Below are 22,951 nucleotides of genomic sequence, written 5' to 3'. Positions count from 1 at the left end.
TCTATGGTGGCGAAAATCGGAAGGGGCAAAAGTCTGTTCGGTGCATTAACTTATAATATGGATAAGGTAAACAATAATACTGCAACAGTATTGACAGGCCAGAAAATCATTGAATCACCGGACGGTACTTTTACCATCCCACAGATTGCTAACTCTTTCCAGGTGCACCTTGCGGCTAATAGGAAAACGGAAAAGCCTATAGTGCATATCTCGCTAAACCCTGACCCCAGTGATAAAGTATCCGACAACGACTACAAAAGATTGGCTAAAGATTATATGGGAAAAATGGGGTACGGTAAACAGCCTTTCATTGTGTTTAAGCACAATGACATTGAGCGTAGCCACATCCATATTGTAACAGTATGTGTGGACGATGAGGGGAGAAAGATTTCCGATAATTTTGAAAAAAGGCGTTCGATGGCATCCTGCCGGGAACTGGAACGGGACTACAACTTAAAAGGTGCTGTCGAAAAGAAGCATGGCCAAATCAATCTAGTCTTCAAACCGGTCGATTATAAAGCTGGCGATATCAAAAGCCAAATTGCTGCTGTTATCCGTTACCTGCCAAAATACTACCAGTATACAACCCTTGGCACCTACAATGCTCTGCTTTCATTATTCAATATTACCGCTGAGGAAATCAAAGGACAATACAATGGAACAGCCCGTCAGGGACTGGTGTATTTTGCCCTGAATGAAAAAGGAGAAAAGACAAGCAATCCATTTAAAGCTTCGCTGTTCGGTAAAAGCGCAGGTTATAGTGAACTGCAACTGCATTTCAATAAATCAAGGGAGCAATTGCAAAACAGCCCTGATAGGTCAACACTTAAAACCACCATTGAAAAAACGATACAAGCTGCCACCGGTGAGGATGATTTTAAAGTGAGATTAAAAAACGTAGGTATTAATACGGTTGTAAGGCGCACAGCCGACAACCGTATTTATGGCATCACATTTATTGACCATGAATCCCGGTCGGTTTGGAATGGCTCGCAACTTGCAAAAAATCTTAGTGCCGGTGTATTTAATGACTGGTGGAACAACGACAGCAAACCAAAAATTGATTTGCAAACTCCAGGTTCAGAAAGATCGGCTACCAATACCAATCAATCTATTACTCAGAACAAAACTTCTGAAAATCAAACAAATCCATCGCTTTCAAATGCTGCCAATGCTCTCTCGGATATTTTTGGTGGGTTAGTCCCGCAAACGGCAGGTGAAGATTATGAAGAAGACGAATTTGCACGGCAAATGAAAAAAAGGTCAAAGGGCAGGAAGAGATAGACGAACCATCTCAGAAAACACGCCTGCCATTTTGCATCGGAGCGACGAAGAAGCGAAGTTGCAAATTGGCATTGCCGATCTAAAACCCAAAAGGCTTTCCCCACATAGGATGGGAATGCCTTTTGGGTTCAGTTTATCCTTGTAAATTGGTGGATATACGGTGACGTTTCATAAAAATATACGGTGTGGGCTTACCTTTAAGAAGCAGTATTTGACATGAATTGGCTAAAGTTGCGATAAGCATCTTTTAATTCGGAAGGTATAAGCGGTTCTTGTCTAATCGCAATTTCTAACAAATTGTTTATCTCAATTATCCTGGAACTATCTATTGCAACATAAATCCTATGTGAATTAGTAGTTAGATAAGGTAGGAATTTCCTGCTCTCATGGACAGGTTCTACTACCGACATTGGATAACGCAAATTATAAAAGGCATTAAATATAATTTCTACAGTATCAGACTCATTAACAGTTTGGTAAACTCTGGCTATCAGTTTTGAGATTGACATTAGCTCAAGATTCTCATTATGTGCGAGCACACCTTCGGGAAGAAACTGTTTAATAAACTGCTCTAAAGACTCATTAGACATTGGCATCATTTTCATATCTCTTAGTTTATTGGTTATATCTTCCGTAATTATAAGATAGCGTTTTAGCACTTTGAGGTTAATCATTAAATTCCCTGAGTGAATGACCTCATCTACAAATGTACATCACCTAAAGGTGTGATCAACGACCTTCTGTTTTATATAAAGATAAACTTTTTAGCTATGTCCATAAGCATTGGTTCGGTAAGGGGCTTAGATCTATAATCTGCCGCGATACCTTGTTCAAAAGCTCGATCCTTATCTTCCTGATCTTCAGATGTGCTGAGCATCACCACGATGTTGCAACTTTTACGCACTTCTTCAAATTTGTTGTACTCCTGCAAAAACTCCCACCCATTCATTCGCGGCATATTAATGTCCAAAAATATCAGGTCAGGAAGTTCTGCTGAATCTAATTCCGCTAAATATTCCAGTGCTTCTTCACCGGATAGTAAGGAAATAACAGTAATGTTTTTATCAAATTTCCTGATCACACGTTCATGAAAAAAATTGTCTACCTTATTGTCATCAATAAGTAATATCTTTTTAAGCTTCTCCAAAATGTTATAATTTAGAAATTGTGAATTTAAAAATGCTGCCCTCACCATGATTGGATTCTACCCATATGCTTCCTCCATGCATTTCAACTATTTTTTTGCAATTGGCCAAACCAATCCCATGCCCTTCAAATTCATCACTTCTGTGGAGGCGCTGGAAAATCTGGAAAATTCGCTTTGAATATTTTTCATCTATGCCAATACCGTTATCAGCTATATAAAATTCGTAGCAATCATCTTTAGGAACGCATCCTATTTTTATTATCGGCGGTACCGATTCTCTCCTAAATTTGATTGCATTATTAACCAGATTTTGGAATAATTGCCTGAATTCTATCTCGTATACATTAAGTGCAGGGAGTGAATTTTCAATAATTATAGTTGCACCATTTTGGAGTATCAGATTATTCAAATCTGCTTTTACATTAGAAAGGCACGAATTACAGTTGGTACTACTCAATTTTTTATCACGACCCAGACGACCAAAATCAAGTAATGACCGTACAAGCATGCTCATACGGCTTACGGCGGAGTCCATCATTTCCAAATGTGCCCTGACTTCCTCATCAAGTTGTTCCGTATAGTCTTCTCTAAGCAACATGATGTAATTTGAGACCGTCCGCAATGGCTCCTGTAAATCGTGAGAGGCGATATAACTGAATTGTTCCATCTCCTGATTCTTAATTTTAAGTTCAATAAGTTGTTGCCTGATCAGATTTTCCTGTTTCCTTCGCTCAGTTATATCGATTATAGATGCCAGTACCCCGGTTTCATTGCCATCTTTAATGGGGTTCAGGCCAATTTCAACGGGAAACTCAAACCCATCTTTATGAACAGCGTGTAATTCTGCCCCTGCGCCGAAGTAACGTGACACCGGTGCCCCATGGTACGAATCCCTGTTTTTAGGGTGGTGCTCCCTAAATTTTTCCGGTATGATGACTTCTATCTTTTGGCCAATAAGTTCTTCCCGCGAGTATCCAAACAAGTTTTCCCCCCTTACATTGACCAGGGTTATATTGCCTGAACTGTCACTCATAACCAGGGCATTGGGAGCCGATTCCACTACAAGCTTAAAACGTTCTTCAGCAATATTTCTGCGCAATTCAGCATCATTGAGTCTTTTAGATGCCTTCAGGGTAAAAAACAAACTGGTCGTTACGAACGCTATTACCATGAGCCCAACGCTGAAATCCGAACTTATAAAATTATATTGCTGGACCTGAAACCTGAGATAGGTAATAATAACTATGGCAAACATCATTTGTAAAAACAAACGCCTGGCTATAATGTTTCCTGTATTATGTATCGTAAATACGGCCGTTAGGCCTGTTGAGGGGCTGAGCAATGAAGCCCCGATTGATAAAAAAAAGAATAAAATCGACGTGTAAAAGGACGTAACTGTTTTGAAGTAAAAGGAATACAGGTCGGGTATTTTAAATAAATAGCCTATGATAATTATAAACGAAACAAAGGTTACCACGTGAAAAAAGTACTGGAAAAAGGAAACATATTTTTTTATGTACATAACTCCGATCATCCCAAAGCTGACCATGATAAAAAGCAGGGCGGTAATGGGCGGCATCCCTGTCAAACTAAGCCTATTTTGCATAGTTCCAACTTGTCCGCTGTAAAAAAAACGGTCAAATCCGTGTCTCCACGAAAGATAATCCTCTACTATTGAAGCAGTGCAGTATAGGCACACCAAAATCTTAACACCTAAAAAAAAGTAGGGCAGCTTATAGTATTTGGAAGCATTGATAAGGCAGCATCCCAATAGAGCAAAGCAGAGCGCTGTACTCAATGTTACCGAACCATATATCGAGGTGTGAAATGAAATATTTAATAACCAGCCGGTTATTGCTATCGCACTACAGGATAAAATTGCAACTCCCGCTCTTACTGGGCACATAATGTTTGATAAAACTATAGTAGGCATTAAATAGTGGAGATAAATGATGTGAGATAGTTAAGTACATATATTATAATATGAACACTTACAATAAAATACGCAAAATTAAACGTTGCGGTTTCAATTTTTAGTTTATATCGATGAAATGTAAGGATTGCAAGGTCAAACGTCCCTAAACAAAGCCGAATGGCTTTATTATAATACTTAATTGTGAAAACTGAACAATAATCTGTTAGGAAGATAATATTAATAGTGCTGTATACAACTTGATGGCAAATTTAACATAACAAAGTAGCGCTACTCGATATACCGTTGATTGACATCTGCTGCCTTTCAATGACAGTGTTGCACAGTGCCTGCGCAGTACTATTAAATTAGTAGCACGTGTATTTAATTCTAAAAATGATGAGCGAGTATATCACTAAGGATGATCTGAGGCAGTTTGGCCTTGTCATGATGAACGACTTCCGTAAGATTATAGAGGATTCCATAAAGACCAAAACAATAAGTTGGCGTTGGAATGGCTTAAAAGCCGTGCGGTTCGCAAGCTGCTGGATATTTCTGCTGGTTCGTTGCAGAACCTGCGTATTACCGGCAAGATCCGCTTTAAAAAAGTGCTGGGTTCCTACTACTATAGCAGGGCAGACATCATGAATTTGTTCAAGGACAAATAGGGTTATTATGGAACTTCACAACCTTCTAAAATACCTGAAGTTATTTGAACGGGACACAGCGCTTAACGTATGGCATTTTGCCTTGCTGAGTGCTATCCTATACCTTGGCTACAGGCAGGGGCAACCAAAAATAATAACGGTGAGCCGAAGTAAAATCATGGCGCTGTCCCACATCAAAACGTTGCCGACTTACCATAAGTATTTTAAGGAACTACAGGCTATGGGGTATATCCGATATACGCCAAGCTATCATCCGGGATATAGAAGTGAGGTAGAGTTGCTATTTTAAAATGTGAACAACGATTTATTAAAATTTAAATTGCGACACTATTTTTCCTATGCTAGGGTCTGGGCTACTTAATTTCAATCACAAACTCATCTTTCGGCGTCCTGACCTTTTTAAGGTTTACCAACCAGTCACCTTCTCGTTGCCTATAACCCAACGTCAAAAGGTAAACACTCTTTAAACCTTTTGAATCAAGTCCCAGTAAATGATCCAATTCTGCATTATTAACCCCCCCCATTGGGGTACTGTCAATTTTTAGTTCGGCAGCTTGTGCTATAGCAAAACCTAAACTAATGCAGGCTTGTTTTGCAGTATCAATACGTGCTTCTATTTCGGAAAGGTTAATTTGTGATTCAACAATAGCCTCGGTCTGGCTACCGAAGACTGTTCCTTTCGCCAAGCCTCTCTGGTCAGTGGTGTCATTGAATATCTTATCAACACGTTGCTTGTCATAACCGTCCCATGCCACAAATACCAAAAGGTGCGAACAATCGGCCACAATCTGCTGGTTCCCGGCAATCGGGACTATTTTATTTTTAATTTCCTGATTGCTTATCGAAATAACCCTGTAAGGCTGTAAGCCATACGACGATGGGGCCAGCCGCGCAGCTTCAATGATTTTTTCAATATCCTCAGTGGCAACACTTTTTGTAGCGTCATATTTCTTTGTGGCATAACGCCAATTCAAATCTTCTTTTAAAGGCATACAATTTATTTTAATGGTCGTTTATCTTTAAAGCAAAAACAGCTATAAAAGCCGCCAGTAGAGTGATTATGCTGCTGCCGATGTAAACCCCGGATGCCCCTGTTTGGTCAAAAAATATTCCACCAAAGGCAGCTCCCATTGTAATGGCGAGTTGTATAGTGGCAACCTGTAAACCTCCGGCACTTTCTGCCTCATCGGGAATGGTACGTGTTAGCCAGGTAGGCCATCCCACCTGCACTATACCAAATGCCATTCCCCATAAAGCAATCAATACAGAAACTATTATCAGGCTGTGGCTAAATAGTACCATGGCAGCGACCAGGATACCCATTACTAATGGGACAATGGACAGTGACTGTTTTAATTTCTTTTCAAGCAGGAACCTGCTAAGTGTTGTGCCAAAAAAATTGGCTATACCAAAACCTAACAGTATAATGGACAGTGTATTCTCATCCACACCCGCGGCTTTTTCTAAAAAAGGGCGCAGGTAGGTAAAAAATGTAGCATAACCCATAAATATGAACATGGTTGCAAGCAACCCTTCCTTTATTTTAGGGCGCTTTAATACATGAAACAGCGTAGTCACCTGCACGCGTTTCCCGGTCCGCATTGAAGGCAGAGTCATTGCCTGCCAAACCATAGCGATAACCCCTATAGCAGCAGCAATAAGAAAAACATTGCGCCAGCCTATAAGTGCCCCAAGGAAGCTGCCCATGGGCGCGGCCACTACCGTGGCAATAGACAGGGCTCCGAAGATAATGGATAAGGCTTTTGGAACCAGATGCTCCGGCACTAACCGCATTGCCGTAGCTGCAGACATTGCCCAGAACCCTCCGAGGCCAATACCAAGCAGGATACGCCCAAGTAACAGTAAAGTAAAGCTGGGAGCAAATACAACCAGTAAATTCGATAGTACCTGTAACAGGCAGAACGATAACAGCACATGCCTGCGGTCTAACCGCTGGGTTACCACTGTTACGAACAGGCTGGTAATCATTGCAGCAATGGCGGTAAAGGAAATCGTTTGCCCTGCCAGACCTTCTGTTATATGGAGGTCGCGTGCCATGGGTGTAAGCAGGCTAACCGGAAGGAATTCTGCGGTAATTAACGCTGCAACGGCAAGGGCAAGCGAAAAGACCGCGTTCCACGACGGTGTTATTACTCCGTTGGCGCTGCTGTCCTGGCTATTCTGTAGTATCATTTAATATAGTATTTTGTTCTGCAATATGCTATTGCAATTCAAAGGTCACACTCACATTACCCGTTCCTAACGCAGCGGCAAGCCCTTCAGTATTATTAATTTTGCCAAGCTTAGTATAGGTATATGATGCCGGAAATGTCTTGTAGAAGACCACAAGGGCATTCGGGCCGAAAAGCATTAGGTCGCCTGTCTCAATGGTTCCCGGGTTGACTGCGTTTGTTGAGAGCTTTACAGGCAGGTCAGCATACTTTTCGTTTCCATTTAATTCACTCATACTAACAGTAAGGGGCAGCAGCCTCTTAAAGTCATTTACAGTTGCATTTTCTAAAAGTGTGGCTGTAAAAATGGTTGTACTTACAGTAATTTTCATGGTGTTACCTTTAGGGTTAGCAATGTTGTTATCAGCAAGATCGTTTGCCTCCTGCGGATGCTGGTCGGCACCACAGGATACAAGGCAAACAATACATGCTATAATTATATAAAGATGCTTTACTGCATTCATACATATGGTTTAAAATGTAGCAGCGTCAATTACGTACCTGTATCGTGCCTGTTTGTTGAGCACTTTTACCCACGTATCATTGATTTCACTTGCTTTTATGATCTGGATCTGCGGTACGATCTTGTTGTCGGCACAGTAATGAACCACTTCCTGGGTTTGCGGTATGCCGCCAATAAGCGATGCATTGAAGTTTACACGTGTGCTGGCCAGCCCCAGGTTATTGAGGGTAAGCTCAAATCCTACAGGCATCCCTACCTGCGTGAAATGCCCTCCCGGTTTTACAACCGATGCATAGGATGCAAGGTCGAACTGGGCAGGTATGGTAGAGATCATATAATCCAGTTTCTTTTTATAAGGCTTAAACTTTGCTGCATCATCCACCACAATTACTTCTTTAGCACCAAAGCCCAATATGTCTTTTACTTTATCGGCAGAGGTTGTGAAGGCATACACCTCGGCGCCTTTAGAAACTGCCAGCTTCACAGCAAGGTGCCCAAGGCCGCCTATTCCGGCAACCCCCACTTTATCACCAATTTTAAAATTAGCGTTTACAAGCGGTGAATAGGTAGTAATACCCGCGCACAGTAAAGGCGCCGCTTCCTGAAGGCTTATATGGGCAGGGATGTGTACTGCAAAATGGTCGCGCACTACGATATTAGTAGCATAACCACCCTGGGTAATCCCACTTGGAGAGGTTTTGTCGGGGCTGCCGTAGGTATTTACCGTTGCGCCATGGTCACAAAAATGTTCCTCGCCGTGTGTACAGCTCTCACAAGTCATACAGCTATCTACCATACAGCCCACCCCGGCACGGTCGCCTACTTTAAATTTGGTAACATTCTTACCAACTGCGGCAACAATCCCAGCTATTTCATGCCCCGGTACCTGCGGGTAAGGTTGTTTACCCCAGTCGCCTTTCATTTGGTGGATATCCGAATGGCAGATGCTGGCATATTTGATATCGATCAGGATATCATTATCGCCAACCGCCCTGCGTTCAAATTCCCACGGGCTTAGTTTGCCCGAATTATCTTTGGCTGCGTAGCCTCTTGTTTTGATATTCTTTGTCATGTCGTACATTATTTGATTTGTAGTAGTTTCATTGGTATTTGCAAAAAGCTGCAAAGGGGCGGCAAGGGCTAAACCTGCACCGGCCAACCCCGTTTGCTGAAGAAATTTCCTTCTTGAAGGGGTAGTATCGGATGTGTCCATAGCGTTTTAAATTAGGAGTTATAATTTTGATATCTAAGTAGTAAGGCAACTGTTATATAGGACAAAATTAGCCGCAAGGTGCTGCTTAAGGCTAACGATTTTCAAACGAAAGCTTAAGAATTTCAAACAAGACTGAATAAGGCGGGTAAGAAAATAAATCCTTAGAACATTATTCCCTGAAAGCAGTAGGATTGGTGCCCGTTTGCTTTTTAAAATAATTGTTGAAGTAGGTAGGATATTCAAACCCAAGGCTAAAGGCAATTTCTGCAATACCCCAGTCGGTATGTTTTAAGAGCGCCTTGGCTTCGGCAATAATGCGATTGGTTATATGAGATGTAGTAGACTTACCGGTAATTTCCTTTACCGAGCGGTTCAGGTGGTTTACATGCACTGCAAGTCCCTGGGCATAATCAGTTGCATTACGCAATTTCAAAGGTGCCTGGGGTGTCTCAATGGGGAACTGCCTTTCCAATAATTCCATAAAAAGTGAGGCTACACGGGCAGGCGCATTTTTATGTTTTGTATAACTATCAGAGGGTTTCATCTGCAATGCCTCATGGATAATGAGGTTGATATAATTGCGTAGCAGGTCTTCTTTATACAAGTAATCGGTATTATAAGTATCGATCATCTTGTTACATATTTCAGTAATCGCTTCAGCCTGGCTGTCTGTCAGGTTAAAGATAGGTGTGCCGCCGATTTTAAATAGTGGCGACTGCTGGAGGCTTTCTGAATTATTATTGGTCTTAAGAAACTCCTCGGTAAAAAGGCTGGAATAGGCAATATTCTTATTGATATCTTCCCAGGAGTACGGAATATGCGGGGTGCCAAAGAAAAGTATTTTGCCATTAACGGCAATGCCTTTATCAGCGTAATCAATAGTGCATTCCCCATCGTACAGGCAGATCTTATAAAAATCCTTCCTGCTGTAGGTTTTCATCGATTGGTTAGTATAATCACTGCACTGGATAGTAAAGCCGGCACTCTTGGTAATGTGGCCGGGCTGTGCAAACGTTGCAGTGTTATCTATTATATTTTTCATAAGTACCTGTTAAGAATTTCAAATAATTTTAATGTAATGCATGAGCCGTTAATGACCTCAACCGGATTTTAATTCAGGCTCCTGAATTCATTAGGGGTCATGCCTGTTTTTTGCTTAAAAAGCCTTGTAAAATGCTGCTGGTACCTAAATCCCAGTTGCAGTGCTATTTCATTAATTGATTTCTCCGGTTTACTGATATTTGATTTAGCTTCGTCTATCAGCTTGGTCTGGATATAATCCAGCGCTGTACTTCCGGTCTCTTTTTTAATAAGGTCGCCGAAGTAGTTGGCGGAAAGGTATAATTGTTCTGCACAGTAGGCGACACCGGGCACGCCCAACGATTGTGCTTTACCCGATTTAAAATAGTCAGCCAGTAAATTTTCAAACCGCGTTAAAATGTCCTTATTTATATTGATGCGGGTTATAAACTGGCGGTCGTAAAATCGCTTGCAGTAATTTAAGAACAGCTCAATGTTTGAAACGATGAGGGTCCTACTGTGCTGGTCAATATTCTGTTCGATTTCAGATTCGATTTTTTTCAGGCAGTCTACAATGGTAGCCCTTTCTTTTTTAGACAGGTGTAGGGCTTCATTTACTTCATACGAGAAGAATGAGTAGTCTTTAATGGTGCGGGCAAGCTGTGTACCCATTATCAGGTCTGGATGAAATACCAGCGCATATCCTGATGGTTTTGTGGTAACGCCCCTACTGTCTACGCCGTAGACCTGCCCGGGTGCTATAAATACCAGTGTGCCATCATCATAATCGTAATTATGGCAGCCGTATTTCATATCGCCGCAACGGATATCCTTAAGGAATACTGCATAAACATCAACCAGCATTTTGTAGTGCTCTAAAGGCTGTATATCATCAAAATTAATAACGCTCACTAACGGGTGCAGGGTATCTACACCAATAAGGTTGTTGTATTTTTTTACCGTATCTATTCTCTTTACCTCTTCCATTTGTGTATCAGTATCATACAAATTTACAGAAGTTATGGCTCGCTGCTACCCCGGCAGGGCAATATCAGTAAAAGTGGTAAAAAGTACCGTAATATGGGTAAGGGGTATCCTTTGTATAATACCGAAATTTGTAATTGCCAGATCCTATCTGCATTGAGGCCTATGCCATTATATACTATCTTTATGAAAATTACCACTTTAAAAATTACTACAGCATTACTAATTATTACGGCAACCCTTACGGTCGGCTGCCAAAACCCTAAAAACGAAAACAAAATGTCAGAACAAAATAACACGGCCATTTTTCCTAAAGGCGAACTATTGACTAACGGCTATTTTACAGGACAGGCTTACCTGTCGCCCCTGTTAGCGCGCGATAAAAACAACGAATTTGCAATGGGTAACGTAACTTTCGAAGCCGGTGCACGGACTAACTGGCACACGCACCCTAAAGGACAGGTACTGATTGTGACTGAAGGCGAAGGCTGGTATCAGGAAAAGGGTAAGCCTGCACAGGCCATTAAAAAAGGTGACGTAGTAAACATCCCTGAAAGTGTAGAGCACTGGCACGGTGCCGCTGCCCAAAGCAAAATGGTGCACATTGCCATTACCAACTTTAAAGGAGAAGAGAATGTTGTATGGCTAAAACCGGTAACTGATGAAGAATACAATGAAGTCAATAAAAAATAATTTCAGAAAAGTAAACAAACAAGCACTTCACTATGTTGTGTTGTTAGTATTTACCCTAATTACCAATGCTATGACAGCACAAAATAAAACACCCCTAACGGAAATTAACCCGCAACAGCAAAGCCTCGTAACCATAGCTGCCCTTACAGCTACCGGAGATCAGGAACAACTAAAAATCCAGCTAACTGCGGCGCTGGACGCAAAACTAACCGTTAACGAAATCAAAGAGGCTTTGGTACAGTTGTATGCATACTGCGGTTTTCCGCGAAGCCTCAATGCACTGGGCACATTTAAAACTGTGTTAGACGAACGAAAAGCAGCAGGAATCAAAGATACTGTTGGTAAAGAAATAATGGAAAGCTCAGCAAATGGTAAGTATGAGCGCGGAAGGAAAGTTTTGGAAGCTTTAACGAAGACTCCCCAAGCAAAGCCTGCACCGGGCTTTGGCGAATTTGCCCCACGTATCGATGCCTTTTTAAAAGAGCACCTTTTTGCCGATATCTTTGAAAGCACGGTACTGACCTACCAGAAACGGGAATTGGTAACTATTTCTGCGCTGGCTGCCATGACTGGCGTTGAGGGGCAATTGCAATCGCATATCAAGATGGGAATGAATACCGGATTGACAGAAGCGCAATTGCTTGAAGTAGCAAGCCTTATAGAGAAGCACATAAACTTAACGCAGGCCAATACCGTAAGAAAAGCTTTGGCAAAACCTGAGCATCCGGTGGTACAAGCCGATATGATGGTGCGTATTTCTGAAATTGAGATCCTGCCCGAACATTTGGAAGAGTATAAAACCATCCTAAAAGAGGAAGCGGCAGCATCGGTAAGCATCGAGCCGGGTGTGCTTGCTATTTTCCCGATGTTCCAAAAGGAAAGCCCAACCCAAATAAGGATCGTTGAGATATATGCCAATAACGCTGCCTACCAATCGCATTTGCAAACACCCCATTTTCAACACTATAAAGCTGCAACCTTAAAAATGGTCAAATCTTTGAAGTTAATTGATATGGCTGCTTTAGATAACGATGCGATGATGGAAATATTTAGGAAGTTGGAATAGATTATTATTTAAGCAATAATTAGAAAAGCGGAATACGTTACTACATATTCCGCTTTTGCCTGTATTTATATCAATATAATTGAATTAAAATGTCTGCCGAGATGTTGAGTTTTTCCTTTAAAGCACGTATCATTGAGAGGCTAAGTTTTCTTTTTCCCGACAGGATTTCAGATTTGCGTGAACGCGCACCAAGTATTTCAGAAAGTTCAGCATCGGTTAAATTCATTTGCTCCATCCTGTATTTTACTGCTTCAATAGGGCTGGGTTCAGGAATGGGATAATATTCATCCTCATATTTTTTAACCAGCATCGAACGGATTTCCAGTTCATCGGATTCTTCTGTGTCTGGTTGCAAATCAAGTTGCATTAATTCGTAGATACGGGCAAGGGTATCTTCGTGTTGTGAATCATTTTTTATCAGTCTTAACATAGCTAATCTCTTTTGCGTTGAACTTATCGTACTCTTTATGTGTCCCTAACCAGAGTATAAATACTATCTTCAAACGGTATTCAATATCTACAATTAGGCGGTAGGTATTGCCATGTATATTAAAAACGACCCGTTTGTTAGTTAATATCGACGCATTCCCAAATTGAACTTTTAAGTCGTTCGGGCTATTCCACTCAGCAGCGGTCACATCTTTATACCAGTATTGCAGCGGCCTCTCCGAATCCGGAAATTGCTCCCAGTATTCCCTTATTGTTTTTACAGCGATTATCCTCATGCAAATATATTAAATGTTACCAATTTGGTTACATTGTTATTTGTTTTTATTTTAAAGATTTCACACGGAAGTTGTCTCATCGCTGATGAGACAATTTTACTGTTGATTTAATGGTATTTATAATTGTCGCCACACTGTGGCGACAATTATAAAACTGACATAGAAACTTTATTTACAAATACGCAGAACGCTTATAATTTCCGGTTTATCCTCATTCACTATTTTCAATTGTTTCCTTAGAGAAACAAGCTCTTCCTGCATCCTTAAAATATCCGGTGGCAATGGAACATCCGGCAATTCAGCTTTATGATGCAATCTTTGCTGCAATTGCTTCATTTCCCTTGCAACAGATTGCTGTTCCGTTATAGCATACTCTTCAGTTTGTTTTACCGATTGATGCCCCAGCAACTCTTTTACTACATGGATTGGCACATCGTTATTAAGTGTTACAGTGCTTCCAAAGGTTCTTCTGGCCTTGTGGGTGTTCAGAATGCTTTCTATGCCGCAGAGGTCAGCTATTTCTTTCAGATAGGCATTCATCTTTTGGTTGGAGGTTACCGGCAGCACAGAATTTCTTTGTAAGCAAAGCGGGTGGTCTTTGTAGCGTTCCATGACGGCTTTAGCTTTCGGCAAAAGTGGTACGTTGATATTACTACCGGTTTTTTGCCTTTCGGTAATAATCCACATTTCACCATCTATACCCGACTTTATATCCGATTTCTTAAGGTTAAAGGCATCGATGTATGCTAACCCCGTATAGCACTGGAACACAAAAATATCCCGTACCGTGGTAAGGCGTGGGGTAGAAAAAGTATGATTTTCCAATTGTGCAAGTTCATAGGAACTAAGCGGCTTTTTATGAATTTTAATTTTCTTCGCCTTAAATCGTTTGAAGGGATCAGTTGCTATAATCTCCTTGTCAATGGCAAGCAATACAATCTTCTTGAAATTGGTAATGTACTTCACGGCTGTGTTATGGCTGATATTCTTAACCGTCTTCAGGTAAAACTCATAATCCTTTACGAACTCAAAATTGAGTTCCCGGAAATCCATGTCTTCCACTTTATACTTGTAACGCAGATATTCCTTAAGGTGCTTTTTGGCAATTTCAAAACGCACATGCGTACCTATGGCGTATTCGCCCTTTTCAACTAAAGCCAATAATTCATCATTGTGCTTTTGGAACTCCTGAACGATTGTTGCCTTAGAAACATTCTTACCCATTACAAAATCCATCAGCTTTTGGGTCGTGAGTATTTGGCCTGCAAGCATTAACTCGCTTTTGTGCTGTTGGATCTTCATGTGCATTGCATCGAGGAAGAAATTTAAAATTTTTGCATCCTCTTTCCCGCCCGTAGCCCGCTCTGTTTTTTGATCCCAGCGGTCGGTTACCCATTTGCGTTTGGTAGATGTCTCTTTAGGTATCCCATCTACTGTGATTCTAAGGTAAACATACCTCACATTTGTCTTACTTGTGGAGCTCTTCAAAAAGAAGGTGATTCCGAAACTGTTCTCTAACATAAATTCAACGTTTTAAAAAATTAATAAAGGTCGAATTATAGTGCTTTCAAATCAAGTCGTTAAGCAGCTTTACATGTTGATAATCAAAAACTTAAAGCATATTTTGTGGCAATTTTTTTTGCAATTTGAAATTGCCACAGATTTGCCACAAAAACTTTGTGTATTTTTGAAAATTTTGATGGTGCAGGGGTAAAAATAAAAAACCTGCAAAGCCGTAACTTGCAGGTTTTCATTGTTTTAATGTACTTTATAATGATATAAAGCTGAATTGTGGTGGGCGATGAGGGGTTCGAACCCCCGACCCCCTCGGTGTAAACGAGGTGCTCTGAACCAGCTGAGCTAATCGCCCCAATCTTGCAATTCTTAACAGGTAACTTGTTCCGTATTGCGAGTGCAAAGATACACGTAGTATTTATATTTACAAGGATTTTACCTAAAAATTATTTTTTTTTTACATTCAAAAGTTCGGCTCTGTCACTATAATTTACAACTTCAAATATAATAGGTTCATTTTCAGCTGTCCTGCCTTCAATCACATAAAGCTTACCGCCGCCCGCATGTGGCACATTACTTTTAGAAAAATCTATGTCGCCGTATTCAAGCGACCTCATAATATCATTTTGGGTAACTCCTGTGGCTGAAAGCTGCTGTTTCCCGGCTTCTTTTATAATAATACCTTTCTCCCTGATGTTTTTTAAAGCCCTGCAGTTTGGCAGGTAGCAAAAATCCTGTCCACGTTTATTAAATATAAAAACTACAAGCATGCCGCCAAGGGTAAGGCCAAACAGATAATATGCTAATCGAAATTTAAGCTTCATTGATTTAAAAATTTCTGCAAAAGTAAGCAATTAAGACGGTTGTAAAGCTGCTTACAGACGTAATAATTAAGAACAAGGATTGACTATTATTTAATGCTGCACATCAAAATCCTGATGCCTACAATAACAAGGCAGCCCGCCAATACTTGTAATATAACGTGGCTTTTTATTTTGTGCGAAAGCATTGCGCCAAGTTGGGCACCGGGAACAACGCCTATAGCAAGAAATAATATCATATGTACCGTTTCAGGGCTTTTGTATGTTCCCTGAAAGGTATGTGTAATAACGCTTACCGTAGCCATTACAGCCAATATAAAGTGCGAAGTAGCCGTTGCAATACGCACCGGGAATTTTAACCAGTTTACCATGGCGGGCACATGTATTATACCACCACCAATGCCTAACAGTGGAGAAATATATCCTACTACAACACTTATGATATTACCGTATATACTATTATAACAATAGCGATAAGTTATACCCTCGTTATCAATTAAAACATGTTGCCTGCGGCCATTAGTAGGAGAAGGCATTACCATGCCTCCAATGTTTTTTTTATTTTTGAGGAAAAGATATACCGCCAATGTAAGTAGTAGAATACCAAAAACTATATTGAATAACTCTTTTGGAATATACTTTACCGTAATTACACCTAATATAGATCCGGGTATGGTATACGCTGCAAAAACCAAACCTGCTGAATAATCTATCCGACCTGATCGTGCATAGGCGATGGTGCCCGATATGGCATTTAAGGCAACTACAGCTATAGATATAGCTGTAGTAAGTTCAGGACCCAATTGCGGATAGAAAATTAATAATAGAGGTACTAATATAAAACCCCCACCTGCACCTATAAGGGTACCGCAGGTGCCTATAATAAATCCGGCGAGTATTAGTATTGCACTTTCCAAAAAAGAGGACTATTATATTTGTTTTATTGATTACAAACATCGCAATAAAATACGGAATTTTATAATTTATTTTTCACGAAGTGTAATTTAATTCCCTGAACTATAATAATATGGTAAGAATATGGATTTAGTAGAGTAATAAGTTTATTATGTAAAAATTATATTTTTGAGGACCTTATAAGATTTTTAAGGATGATAATTTGCCCCAAGTGGTAATGGATATGTTCTGAACTTCCTTGAAGGTTTTTGTAGGCACTTGAATAGCCGGGGAGTATGGGCTGAAGTAATTTGCTTTCATCAAAATTTAGTATTGAAGAAGCTAACTTGTGTGCCGAAAGCATATTATCGTTTTTTAACTGTTGCCAATCCTCTTCTGTTACAAGTGGATTAATTTCAAACCCATTTGTTTCAGGAATTATAGATTTGATCCCGCTAATTCGTTCAACCATAATCCTGTTCCAATAGGTTAAATGATGCAACAACATCGCAATAGTATTTGGGCTTGCCGGTGTTTTTGTTATTGCTTCTGCTAATGTAACATCTGCAAGTGCAATTTTAATGTTACTTTCAGTCCAGTTGTCACCCTCATGAACATCTAAAATGTGCTGTGCAATAAGTTCTTTTATATTCATATTATTAACTTTAAATCATTAATAATCAGAAAGTCTATTTTAAAACACTATCAGGTTGATATCAGTATAATCAATACTAAACCATTCACCTATACTACGGTTGGTAAGCCTGCCGTGGTAAAAATAAATACCGTGTTTTAAACCCACGTTGCAGCGTATAGCACTTTCTATACCGCCATCATCTGCCATTTGCAACAGGAACGGACTAATTATATTACTGATGGATAACGATGCGGTTTTACTGTAGCGTGATGGGATATTTGGTACACAATAATGGGTTACATTGTGCTTAACAAATGTCGGTTTTTCGTGTGTAGTAACTTCAGATGTTTCAAAACATCCACCTGTATCAATAGAAATATCAATAATTACAGCGCCTTTTTTCATGCGCTCTACCATTGTTTCGCTTACAATTACAGGGCTGCGGTCTTTACCGCGCATGGCGCCTATGGCAACATCGCAACGCATAAGGGCTTTTAAAACTGCCTTTTCCTGTATTGTAGATGTAAAGATGCGTTGGTTAAGATTATTCTGTAGTCGGCGTAATTTATTGATGGAATTGTCAAAAACCTTAACGCTTGCACCAAGGCCCATAGCAGTTTTTGCGGCAAATTCGGCAGCAGTGCCTGCGCCAAATATAACAACCTCTGTAGGCGGCACACCTGTAATGTTTCCGAAAAGTAATCCTTTACCAAGCTTTTGGCTTATCATTAGTTCGGCAGCAATAAGGATAGATGCTGTACCAGCAATTTCGCTGAGCGATTTTACGGCAGGGTAGGAGCTGTCATCATCTTTAATGAACTCAAAGGCCAGTCCGGTTATTTTCTTAGCCTGCATGGCTTCAAAATACTCTTTCTTTTGAGTTTTTAATTGTATTGCCGATATTATCAGGGTACCCTGATTCATCATTTCAATTTCCTTTACACTTGGCGGCTCTACCTTAAGCAATACGGGGCAGCTAAAAACCTTTTTGGTATCGTGGGTAACTTCGGCACCGGCATCGCTGTATTCTTTATCAGTGTAGCTGGCGTTAAGGCCAGCACCGCTTTCCATAAGTACACGGTGGCCATGTGCTACAAGCGAACTTACAGCATCGGGAGTAAGGCAAATGCGCCTTTCCTGATATGAAGTTTCTTTAGGCAAGCCAATAAATAATTCGCTGCGCTGCCTGGCTACTTCTAAGGTTTCTTCCTGCGGAAGCAATTGCTGCCTTGTAAAAGGTGTTAATGACATGATTGGTTATAATAATTGAAGACAATTTACAAAAAAATGGCAAATATAAGCAACTATTTTACAGTAAGATGCCTCCTGCCGTCGTGCAGTGTTTTTAGTGTTACGGTAGTGTGATCTAAAGGTATAAGGTTGGGTGTTTTTTCCGGCCACTCTATCAGGCAAAGTGAGCCCGAATAAAAGTACTCATCTATACCCATATCATAGGCCTCCTCTTCGCTGTTAAGGCGGTAGAGGTCAAAATGATAGAGTGTTTTATCGTCATTAGTGGTATACTCATTTACAAGCGAAAAAGTAGGGCTGGAGGTCATTTCATTAACCCCCAGCTGCCTTGCTATTGCCTTTATAAATGTTGTTTTACCGGTACCCATAGCACCGTGAAACAAAATGATGTTTTTTAATTTTTGTGCCAGTATCTGCTGTGCCACCTGATCGATCTGATCCAGGGAGAAACTAATTTCCATAAAAATTTGGCGGCTCTTATTTAGGGTTAAAAACTAAGAAAGGTATAATCATTTCTTCAAGCGATATACCGCCGTGCTGGTAACTGTTACGGTAATAGCTCACGTAGTGATTGTAATTGTTTACGTAGGCTAAAAAGTAATCGTTCTTTGCAAATATGTACGAGCTGCTCATGTTTATAGTAGGCAATTGTACCGCTTTTGGGTCTTTTACATGGTATACATCACGATCCTCATATGTAAGGCTGCGGCCTGTTTTATAACGTAGGTTTAAGCTTGTATTTCTGTCGCCAATAACTTTGCTTGGGTTTTTAACGTTTATGGTACCATGATCGGTAGTTATGATTAGCTTAAAGCCCATTTGCTGCGCCTGCTGGATAATTTCTAACAGGGGAGAGTTACGGAACCAGCTCAGCGTAAGCGAGCGATAGGCTTTATCGTTACTTGCCAGTTCTTTAACCACATCCATCTCTGTCTTAGCATGGCTAAGCATGTCTACAAAGTTATAAACTATAGTAGTAAGGTCGTTATTTTTAAGGCCTTTAAAGTTGTCTACAAGCTTTTTACCGTCTTTAAAGTTGGTAATTTTGTAGTATTCCTGCTTAAGGCCGCTAAGCCCCAAACGGCGAAGCTGTTCGGTAAGAAATTCGCCCTCAAAAAGATTTTTACCGCCATCATCAACATCATTTTTCCAGTATTGCGGATATTTTTTCTCCATTTCCAACGGAGTAAGCCCCGAGAATATTGCATTACGGGCATACTGTGTAGCCGTAGGCAGGATAGAGTAGTAGGATGCCTCTTTTTCCAGTTTATAATGGTTTCCAATAACACTTTCAAAAGCTTTCCACTGGTCGTAGCGCAGGTTATCAATAACCACAAAAAGTATAGGTTGTTTTTTCTTTATCTCCGGCACAACCATTTCTTTAAACAGGTTGTGCGATAGTACCGGTTTGTCTCCTTTAGGATCGAACCAGTCTTCGTAATTACGTTCGATGAATTTACCGAATTGCGAATTAGCTTCTGTTTTTTGCGACTCTAATATCTCAACCATACTTTGGTCTTCGATATTTTCCAATTCCATTTCCCAAAAAATAAGGCGCTTATACATATCGGCCCATTCTTCGTAAGAGTTTACCATCCCCATATCCATAGATATTTTGCGGAACTCTTTTTGGTAATCCAACGTGGTTTTAGAAGATATGAGCCTTGAGTGATCAAGATTTTTCTTTAACGAAAGCAATATCTGGTTAGGATTGACAGGCTTAATAAGGTAATCGGCAATTTTAGAGCCAATAGCCTCTTCCATTATCATTTCCTCTTCGCTCTTAGTGATCATTATAATGGGCACCTGCGTTTTTTTCTCTTTCATTTCGGCAAGCACCTCAAGGCCGCTAAGCCCCGGCATATTTTCGTCAAGGAAAACAATATCAAAATTTTCTTTATCAAAGAGCACCAGTGCATCCTGGCCGTTATTTGCGGTAGTAACATTATAGTTTTTTTTCTCTAAAAACATAATGTGGGGCTTTAGCATGTCTATCTCGTCATCAACCCAAAGTATCTTAATCTCATTCATATTATGAGTACGTTTTTGTTCGTAAATTAATCCTGCAAGTTAGTTTTATTTAACAAATTTATTCCTAAATTTTTTATAAAATCATTAACTCTAATTTACTACTATTGTTGTTTAAAATTCATTTTAATTTATGAAACATAAATTTGATTTTTCTACGACGCACAATCAATTTTATATTGTTGATAAAGAAGCGGACTATGATACAGGTGCTGATAGCTTTTGGACAGATGAAGCGCATATTAGCAGAATGCCACTTGGCTATGGCGTGGTTGGAGTAGGCACTGAATGTTACGGACCTGTTAGAGGTGAATTAACTGTTTTAAGTGAAGCCAATACAGAATATGATTTGAGTAATTACAATCATATTGTTGAAGGAAATCTTGAGTTAAATTCAGGAATATTGCAAATTACAAGTTGCCCGAATAATGATATAGAATTAGAGTTAAATATGACTCCGGGGCATTATGCTATAAGGGTATATTCTTCAATCTTGAAGTGTGGTTGATGACGAAACAATGATTACTATGAAATTGAGATATGGCCTGCTCGAAATATGGCAAGGAAAGTTATTAAGCAATATTAACTACAATCAAAAAAGGCCTGCAAAATATTTGCAAGCCTTCTCCTTCAATAACCTAAGTAACAAAAAATAACGTTATTATTGTTTTCCAGGCTTGGTTGAAGCTTTCTTAGTAACAGTATTAATTGAACCGGTTGTTACACGTTTATTATCTTCATTCTTTTGCTTTTCCGCCTGCTCCCTCATTGCTTTTTCTTTATCAAGAATCTTTTGCTGCCTGGCAAGCTTTGCAGCCTGTGCATCGCGTTCTACCTGCTGCTCTGTTACGGTGGGTTGTAACTGGTCTTGTTTTTCCTGAGTTTGCTGTGCAAACAACATTGCAGTAAAAGCAAAAAAGGCTATAACCGATGCGTACAGGTTTTTCATGGTAGGTGCAGTTTTACAGTTATAAAATTAAACACTATTTAGCTATAAAATTGCACGTAACTATATGATTAACCTATGTTTAACGCTAACTATTAATTTTAGTTAAAACCCTTACAACAACCGTTAAAGTGTTTTAAGTGTACTGTATGCGCCCTGCTTTTAGTATATTTGTTAAAAATTTGCGTTACTGTGAGCCAAATAAACAAGCTTAAAATATTAAACGACCCTATTTACGGGTTTATATCTATAACAAACCCGCTGGTGTACGACCTTATCCAGCATCCTTACTTCCAGAGGCTTAGGCGAATTTCTCAAATGGGTATGTCGTATCTTGTATACCCGGGAGCCCACCATACACGTTTTCATCATGCTTTGGGCTGTATGCATATTATGCAAAAAACTATAGGTGTATTGCGTTTTAAAGGCACTGATATTAGTGACGAAGAAGAAAACGCCTTGTCTATCGCCATATTGTTGCATGATATTGGGCACGGACCATTCTCACACGCTATGGAGCATAGCATTGTAGAAAATGTAAACCATGAAGCTATATCGCTTTTGTTTATGGATAGCCTTAATGCAATTTTTGAAGGCAAACTAACCCTTGCCATACAAATATTTAAAGGCGAATACCACCGCAAGTTCATGCTGCAGCTTATATCGAGCCAGCTTGATATGGACCGTATGGACTACCTTAAGCGTGACAGTTTTTACAGTGGTGTTGCAGAGGGTAATATTAATTCTGAACGGTTGATTCAAATGTTTAACGTTCAGGATGATATGCTGGTTATTGAAGAGAAAGGTATTTACTCTGTAGAGAAATTCCTTGTGGCACGCAGGCTAATGTACTGGCAGGCATATTTGCATAAAACCAGTGTAGCAGCCGAACTTATACTCACCAAAATATTAAAACGTGCTAAAGAGCTGGCTCATAACGGGGTGGTTTTAACTGCAAGTGATCCTTTGCAGTTTTTCCTCCAAAATAAAATATCGCTGGAAGATTTTAACGGCGAGGTGCTCACTAAATTTTCGTACCTTGATGATTTTGATATCATAAGCGCCATTAAGGCATGGCAGTTTAATGATGATTTTGTGTTGAGCGAACTGAGTAAGATGATCATTAACCGAGACCTGCCAAAAATAAGGATGCAAAGCGACAAAGTATCTAAAGAAGAGGTATTGTTGCTGAAAAAAGATGTGATGGAAAAGTATGCGTTAACGGAAAAAGAAGCTGAATATTTTGTGTTTAAGGGCAAAATTAAAAACCAAGCCTACAATAAAACAGGCGAACCCATACATATATTACGTAAAGACCGTACTATTGAAGATGTAGTTGAGGCATCAGACCAGTTGAATTTAAAGGCGTTATCTAAACCGGTAACTAAGTATTACCTATGTTTTCCAAAAGTGCTTTTGGAAAAAGCTGCGTTTTAATTTAATTTTATATTTT

The 22,951-nt window shown here is 39.9% G+C and carries 26 protein-coding genes and 1 tRNA gene; 7 read left to right on the top strand and 20 right to left on the bottom strand.

The genetic code is table 11. From position 1 onward, the window contains the following. Positions 1-3 precede the first annotated feature (3 nt). Positions 4-1,284 (top strand): conjugal transfer protein MobB, encoded by a 1,281-nt coding sequence (gene mobB / locus FMM05_RS11495; protein ID WP_143373526.1) that lies wholly within the window; start codon positions 4-6, stop codon positions 1,282-1,284. Positions 1,285-1,481: 197 nt separating this feature from the next. Here mobB and FMM05_RS11490 read toward each other — a convergent pair whose 3' ends face one another. The 3 genes from FMM05_RS11490 to FMM05_RS11480 all read right to left on the bottom strand — a co-directional run bounded on the left by FMM05_RS11490 (position 1,482) and on the right by FMM05_RS11480 (position 4,364). Further along, positions 1,482-1,958: a hypothetical protein gene (locus FMM05_RS11490; protein ID WP_185965566.1), complete on the bottom strand. Its 477-nt coding sequence runs from the start codon at positions 1,956-1,958 to the stop codon at positions 1,482-1,484. Between the two features lie 71 nt (positions 1,959-2,029). Then, complete coding sequence (locus FMM05_RS11485) at positions 2,030-2,431, bottom strand: response regulator (protein WP_235894399.1); 402 nt, start codon at positions 2,429-2,431, stop codon at positions 2,030-2,032. Positions 2,432-2,435: 4 nt separating this feature from the next. After that, positions 2,436-4,364 carry a sensor histidine kinase gene (locus FMM05_RS11480; protein ID WP_143373523.1) on the bottom strand — a complete coding sequence of 643 codons (1,929 nt, stop codon included), beginning with the start codon at positions 4,362-4,364 and terminating at the stop codon, positions 2,436-2,438. A 482-nt stretch (positions 4,365-4,846) separates the two neighbouring features. On the opposite strand from FMM05_RS11480, the gene FMM05_RS21175 reads away from it, so the two are divergent. Together FMM05_RS21175 and FMM05_RS11470 are read left to right on the top strand one after the other, a co-directional pair. Further along, positions 4,847-5,011 (top strand): helix-turn-helix domain-containing protein, encoded by a 165-nt coding sequence (locus FMM05_RS21175; protein ID WP_235894398.1) that lies wholly within the window; start codon positions 4,847-4,849, stop codon positions 5,009-5,011. A gap of 7 nt (positions 5,012-5,018) precedes the next feature. Beyond that, positions 5,019-5,300, top strand: coding sequence for a hypothetical protein (locus tag FMM05_RS11470; RefSeq protein WP_143373522.1), 282 nt, complete (start codon positions 5,019-5,021; stop codon positions 5,298-5,300). 64 nt (positions 5,301-5,364) lie between these two features. Here FMM05_RS11470 and FMM05_RS11465 read toward each other — a convergent pair whose 3' ends face one another. From FMM05_RS11465 to FMM05_RS11440, 6 genes are all read right to left on the bottom strand, one after another. Beyond that, positions 5,365-6,003, bottom strand: a complete 639-nt coding sequence (locus FMM05_RS11465; RefSeq protein ID WP_143373521.1) for an NAD(P)H-dependent oxidoreductase — start codon at positions 6,001-6,003, stop codon at positions 5,365-5,367. Between the two features lie 10 nt (positions 6,004-6,013). Continuing rightward, positions 6,014-7,204, bottom strand: coding sequence for an MFS transporter (locus FMM05_RS11460; RefSeq protein WP_143373520.1), 1,191 nt, complete (start codon positions 7,202-7,204; stop codon positions 6,014-6,016). Between the two features lie 28 nt (positions 7,205-7,232). After that, complete coding sequence (locus tag FMM05_RS11455; protein ID WP_143373519.1) at positions 7,233-7,706, bottom strand: cyclophilin-like fold protein; 474 nt, start codon at positions 7,704-7,706, stop codon at positions 7,233-7,235. A 9-nt stretch (positions 7,707-7,715) separates the two neighbouring features. Further along, positions 7,716-8,918, bottom strand: coding sequence for an NAD(P)-dependent alcohol dehydrogenase (locus FMM05_RS11450; RefSeq protein ID WP_143373518.1), 1,203 nt, complete (start codon positions 8,916-8,918; stop codon positions 7,716-7,718). 169 nt (positions 8,919-9,087) lie between these two features. Further along, positions 9,088-9,960 (bottom strand): helix-turn-helix domain-containing protein, encoded by an 873-nt coding sequence (locus FMM05_RS11445; protein ID WP_143373517.1) that lies wholly within the window; start codon positions 9,958-9,960, stop codon positions 9,088-9,090. A 68-nt stretch (positions 9,961-10,028) separates the two neighbouring features. After that, the gene (locus tag FMM05_RS11440; protein ID WP_143373516.1) at positions 10,029-10,925 is read right to left on the bottom strand and encodes a helix-turn-helix domain-containing protein; all 897 of its coding nucleotides are present in this window, start codon (positions 10,923-10,925) and stop codon (positions 10,029-10,031) included. 183 nt (positions 10,926-11,108) lie between these two features. On the opposite strand from FMM05_RS11440, the gene FMM05_RS11435 reads away from it, so the two are divergent. After that, positions 11,109-11,615, top strand: a complete 507-nt coding sequence (locus FMM05_RS11435; RefSeq protein ID WP_317129568.1) for a (R)-mandelonitrile lyase — start codon at positions 11,109-11,111, stop codon at positions 11,613-11,615. Then, positions 11,584-12,681, top strand: a complete 1,098-nt coding sequence (locus tag FMM05_RS11430) for a carboxymuconolactone decarboxylase family protein (RefSeq protein ID WP_143373515.1) — start codon at positions 11,584-11,586, stop codon at positions 12,679-12,681. The genes FMM05_RS11435 and FMM05_RS11430 overlap by 32 nt, the downstream gene beginning before the upstream one ends. A 70-nt stretch (positions 12,682-12,751) precedes the next feature. Here the strand turns inward: FMM05_RS11430 and FMM05_RS11425 are convergent, their stop codons facing one another. From FMM05_RS11425 to porX, 10 genes are all read right to left on the bottom strand, one after another. Next, complete coding sequence (locus FMM05_RS11425) at positions 12,752-13,111, bottom strand: helix-turn-helix domain-containing protein (RefSeq protein WP_143373514.1); 360 nt, start codon at positions 13,109-13,111, stop codon at positions 12,752-12,754. After that, positions 13,089-13,406 carry a type II toxin-antitoxin system HigB family toxin gene (locus tag FMM05_RS11420; RefSeq protein WP_143373513.1) on the bottom strand — a complete coding sequence of 106 codons (318 nt, stop codon included), beginning with the start codon at positions 13,404-13,406 and terminating at the stop codon, positions 13,089-13,091. Before FMM05_RS11420 ends, FMM05_RS11425 begins: the two co-directional genes overlap by 23 nt. 168 nt (positions 13,407-13,574) lie before the next feature. Continuing rightward, positions 13,575-14,927 carry a site-specific integrase gene (locus tag FMM05_RS11415; protein ID WP_143373512.1) on the bottom strand — a complete coding sequence of 451 codons (1,353 nt, stop codon included), beginning with the start codon at positions 14,925-14,927 and terminating at the stop codon, positions 13,575-13,577. 271 nt (positions 14,928-15,198) lie between these two features. Continuing rightward, a tRNA-Val gene (locus FMM05_RS11410) sits at positions 15,199-15,276 on the bottom strand. Positions 15,277-15,367: 91 nt separating this feature from the next. Continuing rightward, a complete protein-coding gene (locus FMM05_RS11405) occupies positions 15,368-15,745 on the bottom strand; it encodes a DUF4258 domain-containing protein (protein ID WP_143373511.1) in 378 nt (125 codons plus the stop codon). Between the two features lie 86 nt (positions 15,746-15,831). Continuing rightward, complete coding sequence (locus FMM05_RS11400; RefSeq protein ID WP_143373510.1) at positions 15,832-16,659, bottom strand: sulfite exporter TauE/SafE family protein; 828 nt, start codon at positions 16,657-16,659, stop codon at positions 15,832-15,834. Between the two features lie 158 nt (positions 16,660-16,817). After that, positions 16,818-17,291, bottom strand: a complete 474-nt coding sequence (locus FMM05_RS11395) for a DinB family protein (RefSeq protein WP_143373509.1) — start codon at positions 17,289-17,291, stop codon at positions 16,818-16,820. A 39-nt stretch (positions 17,292-17,330) separates the two neighbouring features. Then, the gene (locus FMM05_RS11390) at positions 17,331-18,524 is read right to left on the bottom strand and encodes an alanine dehydrogenase (RefSeq protein WP_143373508.1); all 1,194 of its coding nucleotides are present in this window, start codon (positions 18,522-18,524) and stop codon (positions 17,331-17,333) included. 53 nt (positions 18,525-18,577) lie between these two features. Then, entirely contained in the window at positions 18,578-18,985 is a 408-nt protein-coding gene (gene tsaE / locus FMM05_RS11385) for a tRNA (adenosine(37)-N6)-threonylcarbamoyltransferase complex ATPase subunit type 1 TsaE (protein ID WP_143373507.1), read from the bottom strand. A 16-nt stretch (positions 18,986-19,001) separates the two neighbouring features. Then, on the bottom strand, positions 19,002-20,555 hold the full coding sequence (gene porX, locus FMM05_RS11380) for a T9SS response regulator signal transducer PorX (RefSeq protein ID WP_143373506.1): 1,554 nt from the start codon (positions 20,553-20,555) through the stop codon (positions 19,002-19,004). Positions 20,556-20,685: 130 nt separating this feature from the next. Here porX and FMM05_RS11375 point away from each other — a divergent pair, with 130 nt between their 5' ends. After that, the gene (locus FMM05_RS11375; protein ID WP_143373505.1) at positions 20,686-21,060 is read left to right on the top strand and encodes a hypothetical protein; all 375 of its coding nucleotides are present in this window, start codon (positions 20,686-20,688) and stop codon (positions 21,058-21,060) included. A 153-nt stretch (positions 21,061-21,213) separates the two neighbouring features. Here the strand turns inward: FMM05_RS11375 and FMM05_RS11370 are convergent, their stop codons facing one another. After that, positions 21,214-21,501, bottom strand: a complete 288-nt coding sequence (locus FMM05_RS11370) for a hypothetical protein (RefSeq protein ID WP_143373504.1) — start codon at positions 21,499-21,501, stop codon at positions 21,214-21,216. Between the two features lie 189 nt (positions 21,502-21,690). Between FMM05_RS11370 and FMM05_RS11365 the strand changes: the two genes are divergently transcribed. After that, the gene (locus tag FMM05_RS11365; protein ID WP_143373503.1) at positions 21,691-22,935 is read left to right on the top strand and encodes an HD domain-containing protein; all 1,245 of its coding nucleotides are present in this window, start codon (positions 21,691-21,693) and stop codon (positions 22,933-22,935) included. The last annotated feature ends 16 nt before the right edge of the window (positions 22,936-22,951 follow it).

It is taken from the genome of Flavobacterium zepuense (genome assembly GCF_007097145.1).
Classification (GTDB): domain Bacteria; phylum Bacteroidota; class Bacteroidia; order Flavobacteriales; family Flavobacteriaceae; genus Flavobacterium; species Flavobacterium zepuense.
The sequence above is the reverse complement of the archived record's forward strand: the minus strand, read 5'-3'. Positions and strand labels throughout refer to the sequence as shown.

Bases quoted from the DNA above. Each gene is read 5' to 3' on its own strand.
- mobB (WP_143373526.1), top strand. From the start codon at position 4: ATGGTGGCGAAAATCGGAAGGGGCAAAAGTCTGTTCGGTGCATTAACT.
- FMM05_RS11490 (WP_185965566.1), bottom strand. From the start codon at position 1,958: ATGATTAACCTCAAAGTGCTAAAACGCTATCTTATAATTACGGAAGAT.
- FMM05_RS11480 (WP_143373523.1), bottom strand. From the start codon at position 4,364: ATGCCTACTATAGTTTTATCAAACATTATGTGCCCAGTAAGAGCGGGA.
- FMM05_RS11470 (WP_143373522.1), top strand. From the start codon at position 5,019: ATGGAACTTCACAACCTTCTAAAATACCTGAAGTTATTTGAACGGGAC.
- FMM05_RS11465 (WP_143373521.1), bottom strand. From the start codon at position 6,003: ATGCCTTTAAAAGAAGATTTGAATTGGCGTTATGCCACAAAGAAATAT.
- FMM05_RS11460 (WP_143373520.1), bottom strand. From the start codon at position 7,204: ATGATACTACAGAATAGCCAGGACAGCAGCGCCAACGGAGTAATAACA.
- FMM05_RS11455 (WP_143373519.1), bottom strand. From the start codon at position 7,706: ATGAATGCAGTAAAGCATCTTTATATAATTATAGCATGTATTGTTTGC.
- FMM05_RS11450 (WP_143373518.1), bottom strand. From the start codon at position 8,918: ATGGACACATCCGATACTACCCCTTCAAGAAGGAAATTTCTTCAGCAA.
- FMM05_RS11445 (WP_143373517.1), bottom strand. From the start codon at position 9,960: ATGAAAAATATAATAGATAACACTGCAACGTTTGCACAGCCCGGCCAC.
- FMM05_RS11440 (WP_143373516.1), bottom strand. From the start codon at position 10,925: ATGGAAGAGGTAAAGAGAATAGATACGGTAAAAAAATACAACAACCTT.
- FMM05_RS11435 (WP_317129568.1), top strand. From the start codon at position 11,109: ATGAAAATTACCACTTTAAAAATTACTACAGCATTACTAATTATTACG.
- FMM05_RS11430 (WP_143373515.1), top strand. From the start codon at position 11,584: ATGAAGAATACAATGAAGTCAATAAAAAATAATTTCAGAAAAGTAAAC.
- FMM05_RS11425 (WP_143373514.1), bottom strand. From the start codon at position 13,111: ATGTTAAGACTGATAAAAAATGATTCACAACACGAAGATACCCTTGCC.
- FMM05_RS11420 (WP_143373513.1), bottom strand. From the start codon at position 13,406: ATGAGGATAATCGCTGTAAAAACAATAAGGGAATACTGGGAGCAATTT.
- FMM05_RS11415 (WP_143373512.1), bottom strand. From the start codon at position 14,927: ATGTTAGAGAACAGTTTCGGAATCACCTTCTTTTTGAAGAGCTCCACA.
- FMM05_RS11405 (WP_143373511.1), bottom strand. From the start codon at position 15,745: ATGAAGCTTAAATTTCGATTAGCATATTATCTGTTTGGCCTTACCCTT.
- FMM05_RS11395 (WP_143373509.1), bottom strand. From the start codon at position 17,291: ATGAATATAAAAGAACTTATTGCACAGCACATTTTAGATGTTCATGAG.
- FMM05_RS11390 (WP_143373508.1), bottom strand. From the start codon at position 18,524: ATGTCATTAACACCTTTTACAAGGCAGCAATTGCTTCCGCAGGAAGAA.
- tsaE (WP_143373507.1), bottom strand. From the start codon at position 18,985: ATGGAAATTAGTTTCTCCCTGGATCAGATCGATCAGGTGGCACAGCAG.
- porX (WP_143373506.1), bottom strand. From the start codon at position 20,555: ATGAATGAGATTAAGATACTTTGGGTTGATGACGAGATAGACATGCTA.
- FMM05_RS11375 (WP_143373505.1), top strand. From the start codon at position 20,686: ATGAAACATAAATTTGATTTTTCTACGACGCACAATCAATTTTATATT.
- FMM05_RS11370 (WP_143373504.1), bottom strand. From the start codon at position 21,501: ATGAAAAACCTGTACGCATCGGTTATAGCCTTTTTTGCTTTTACTGCA.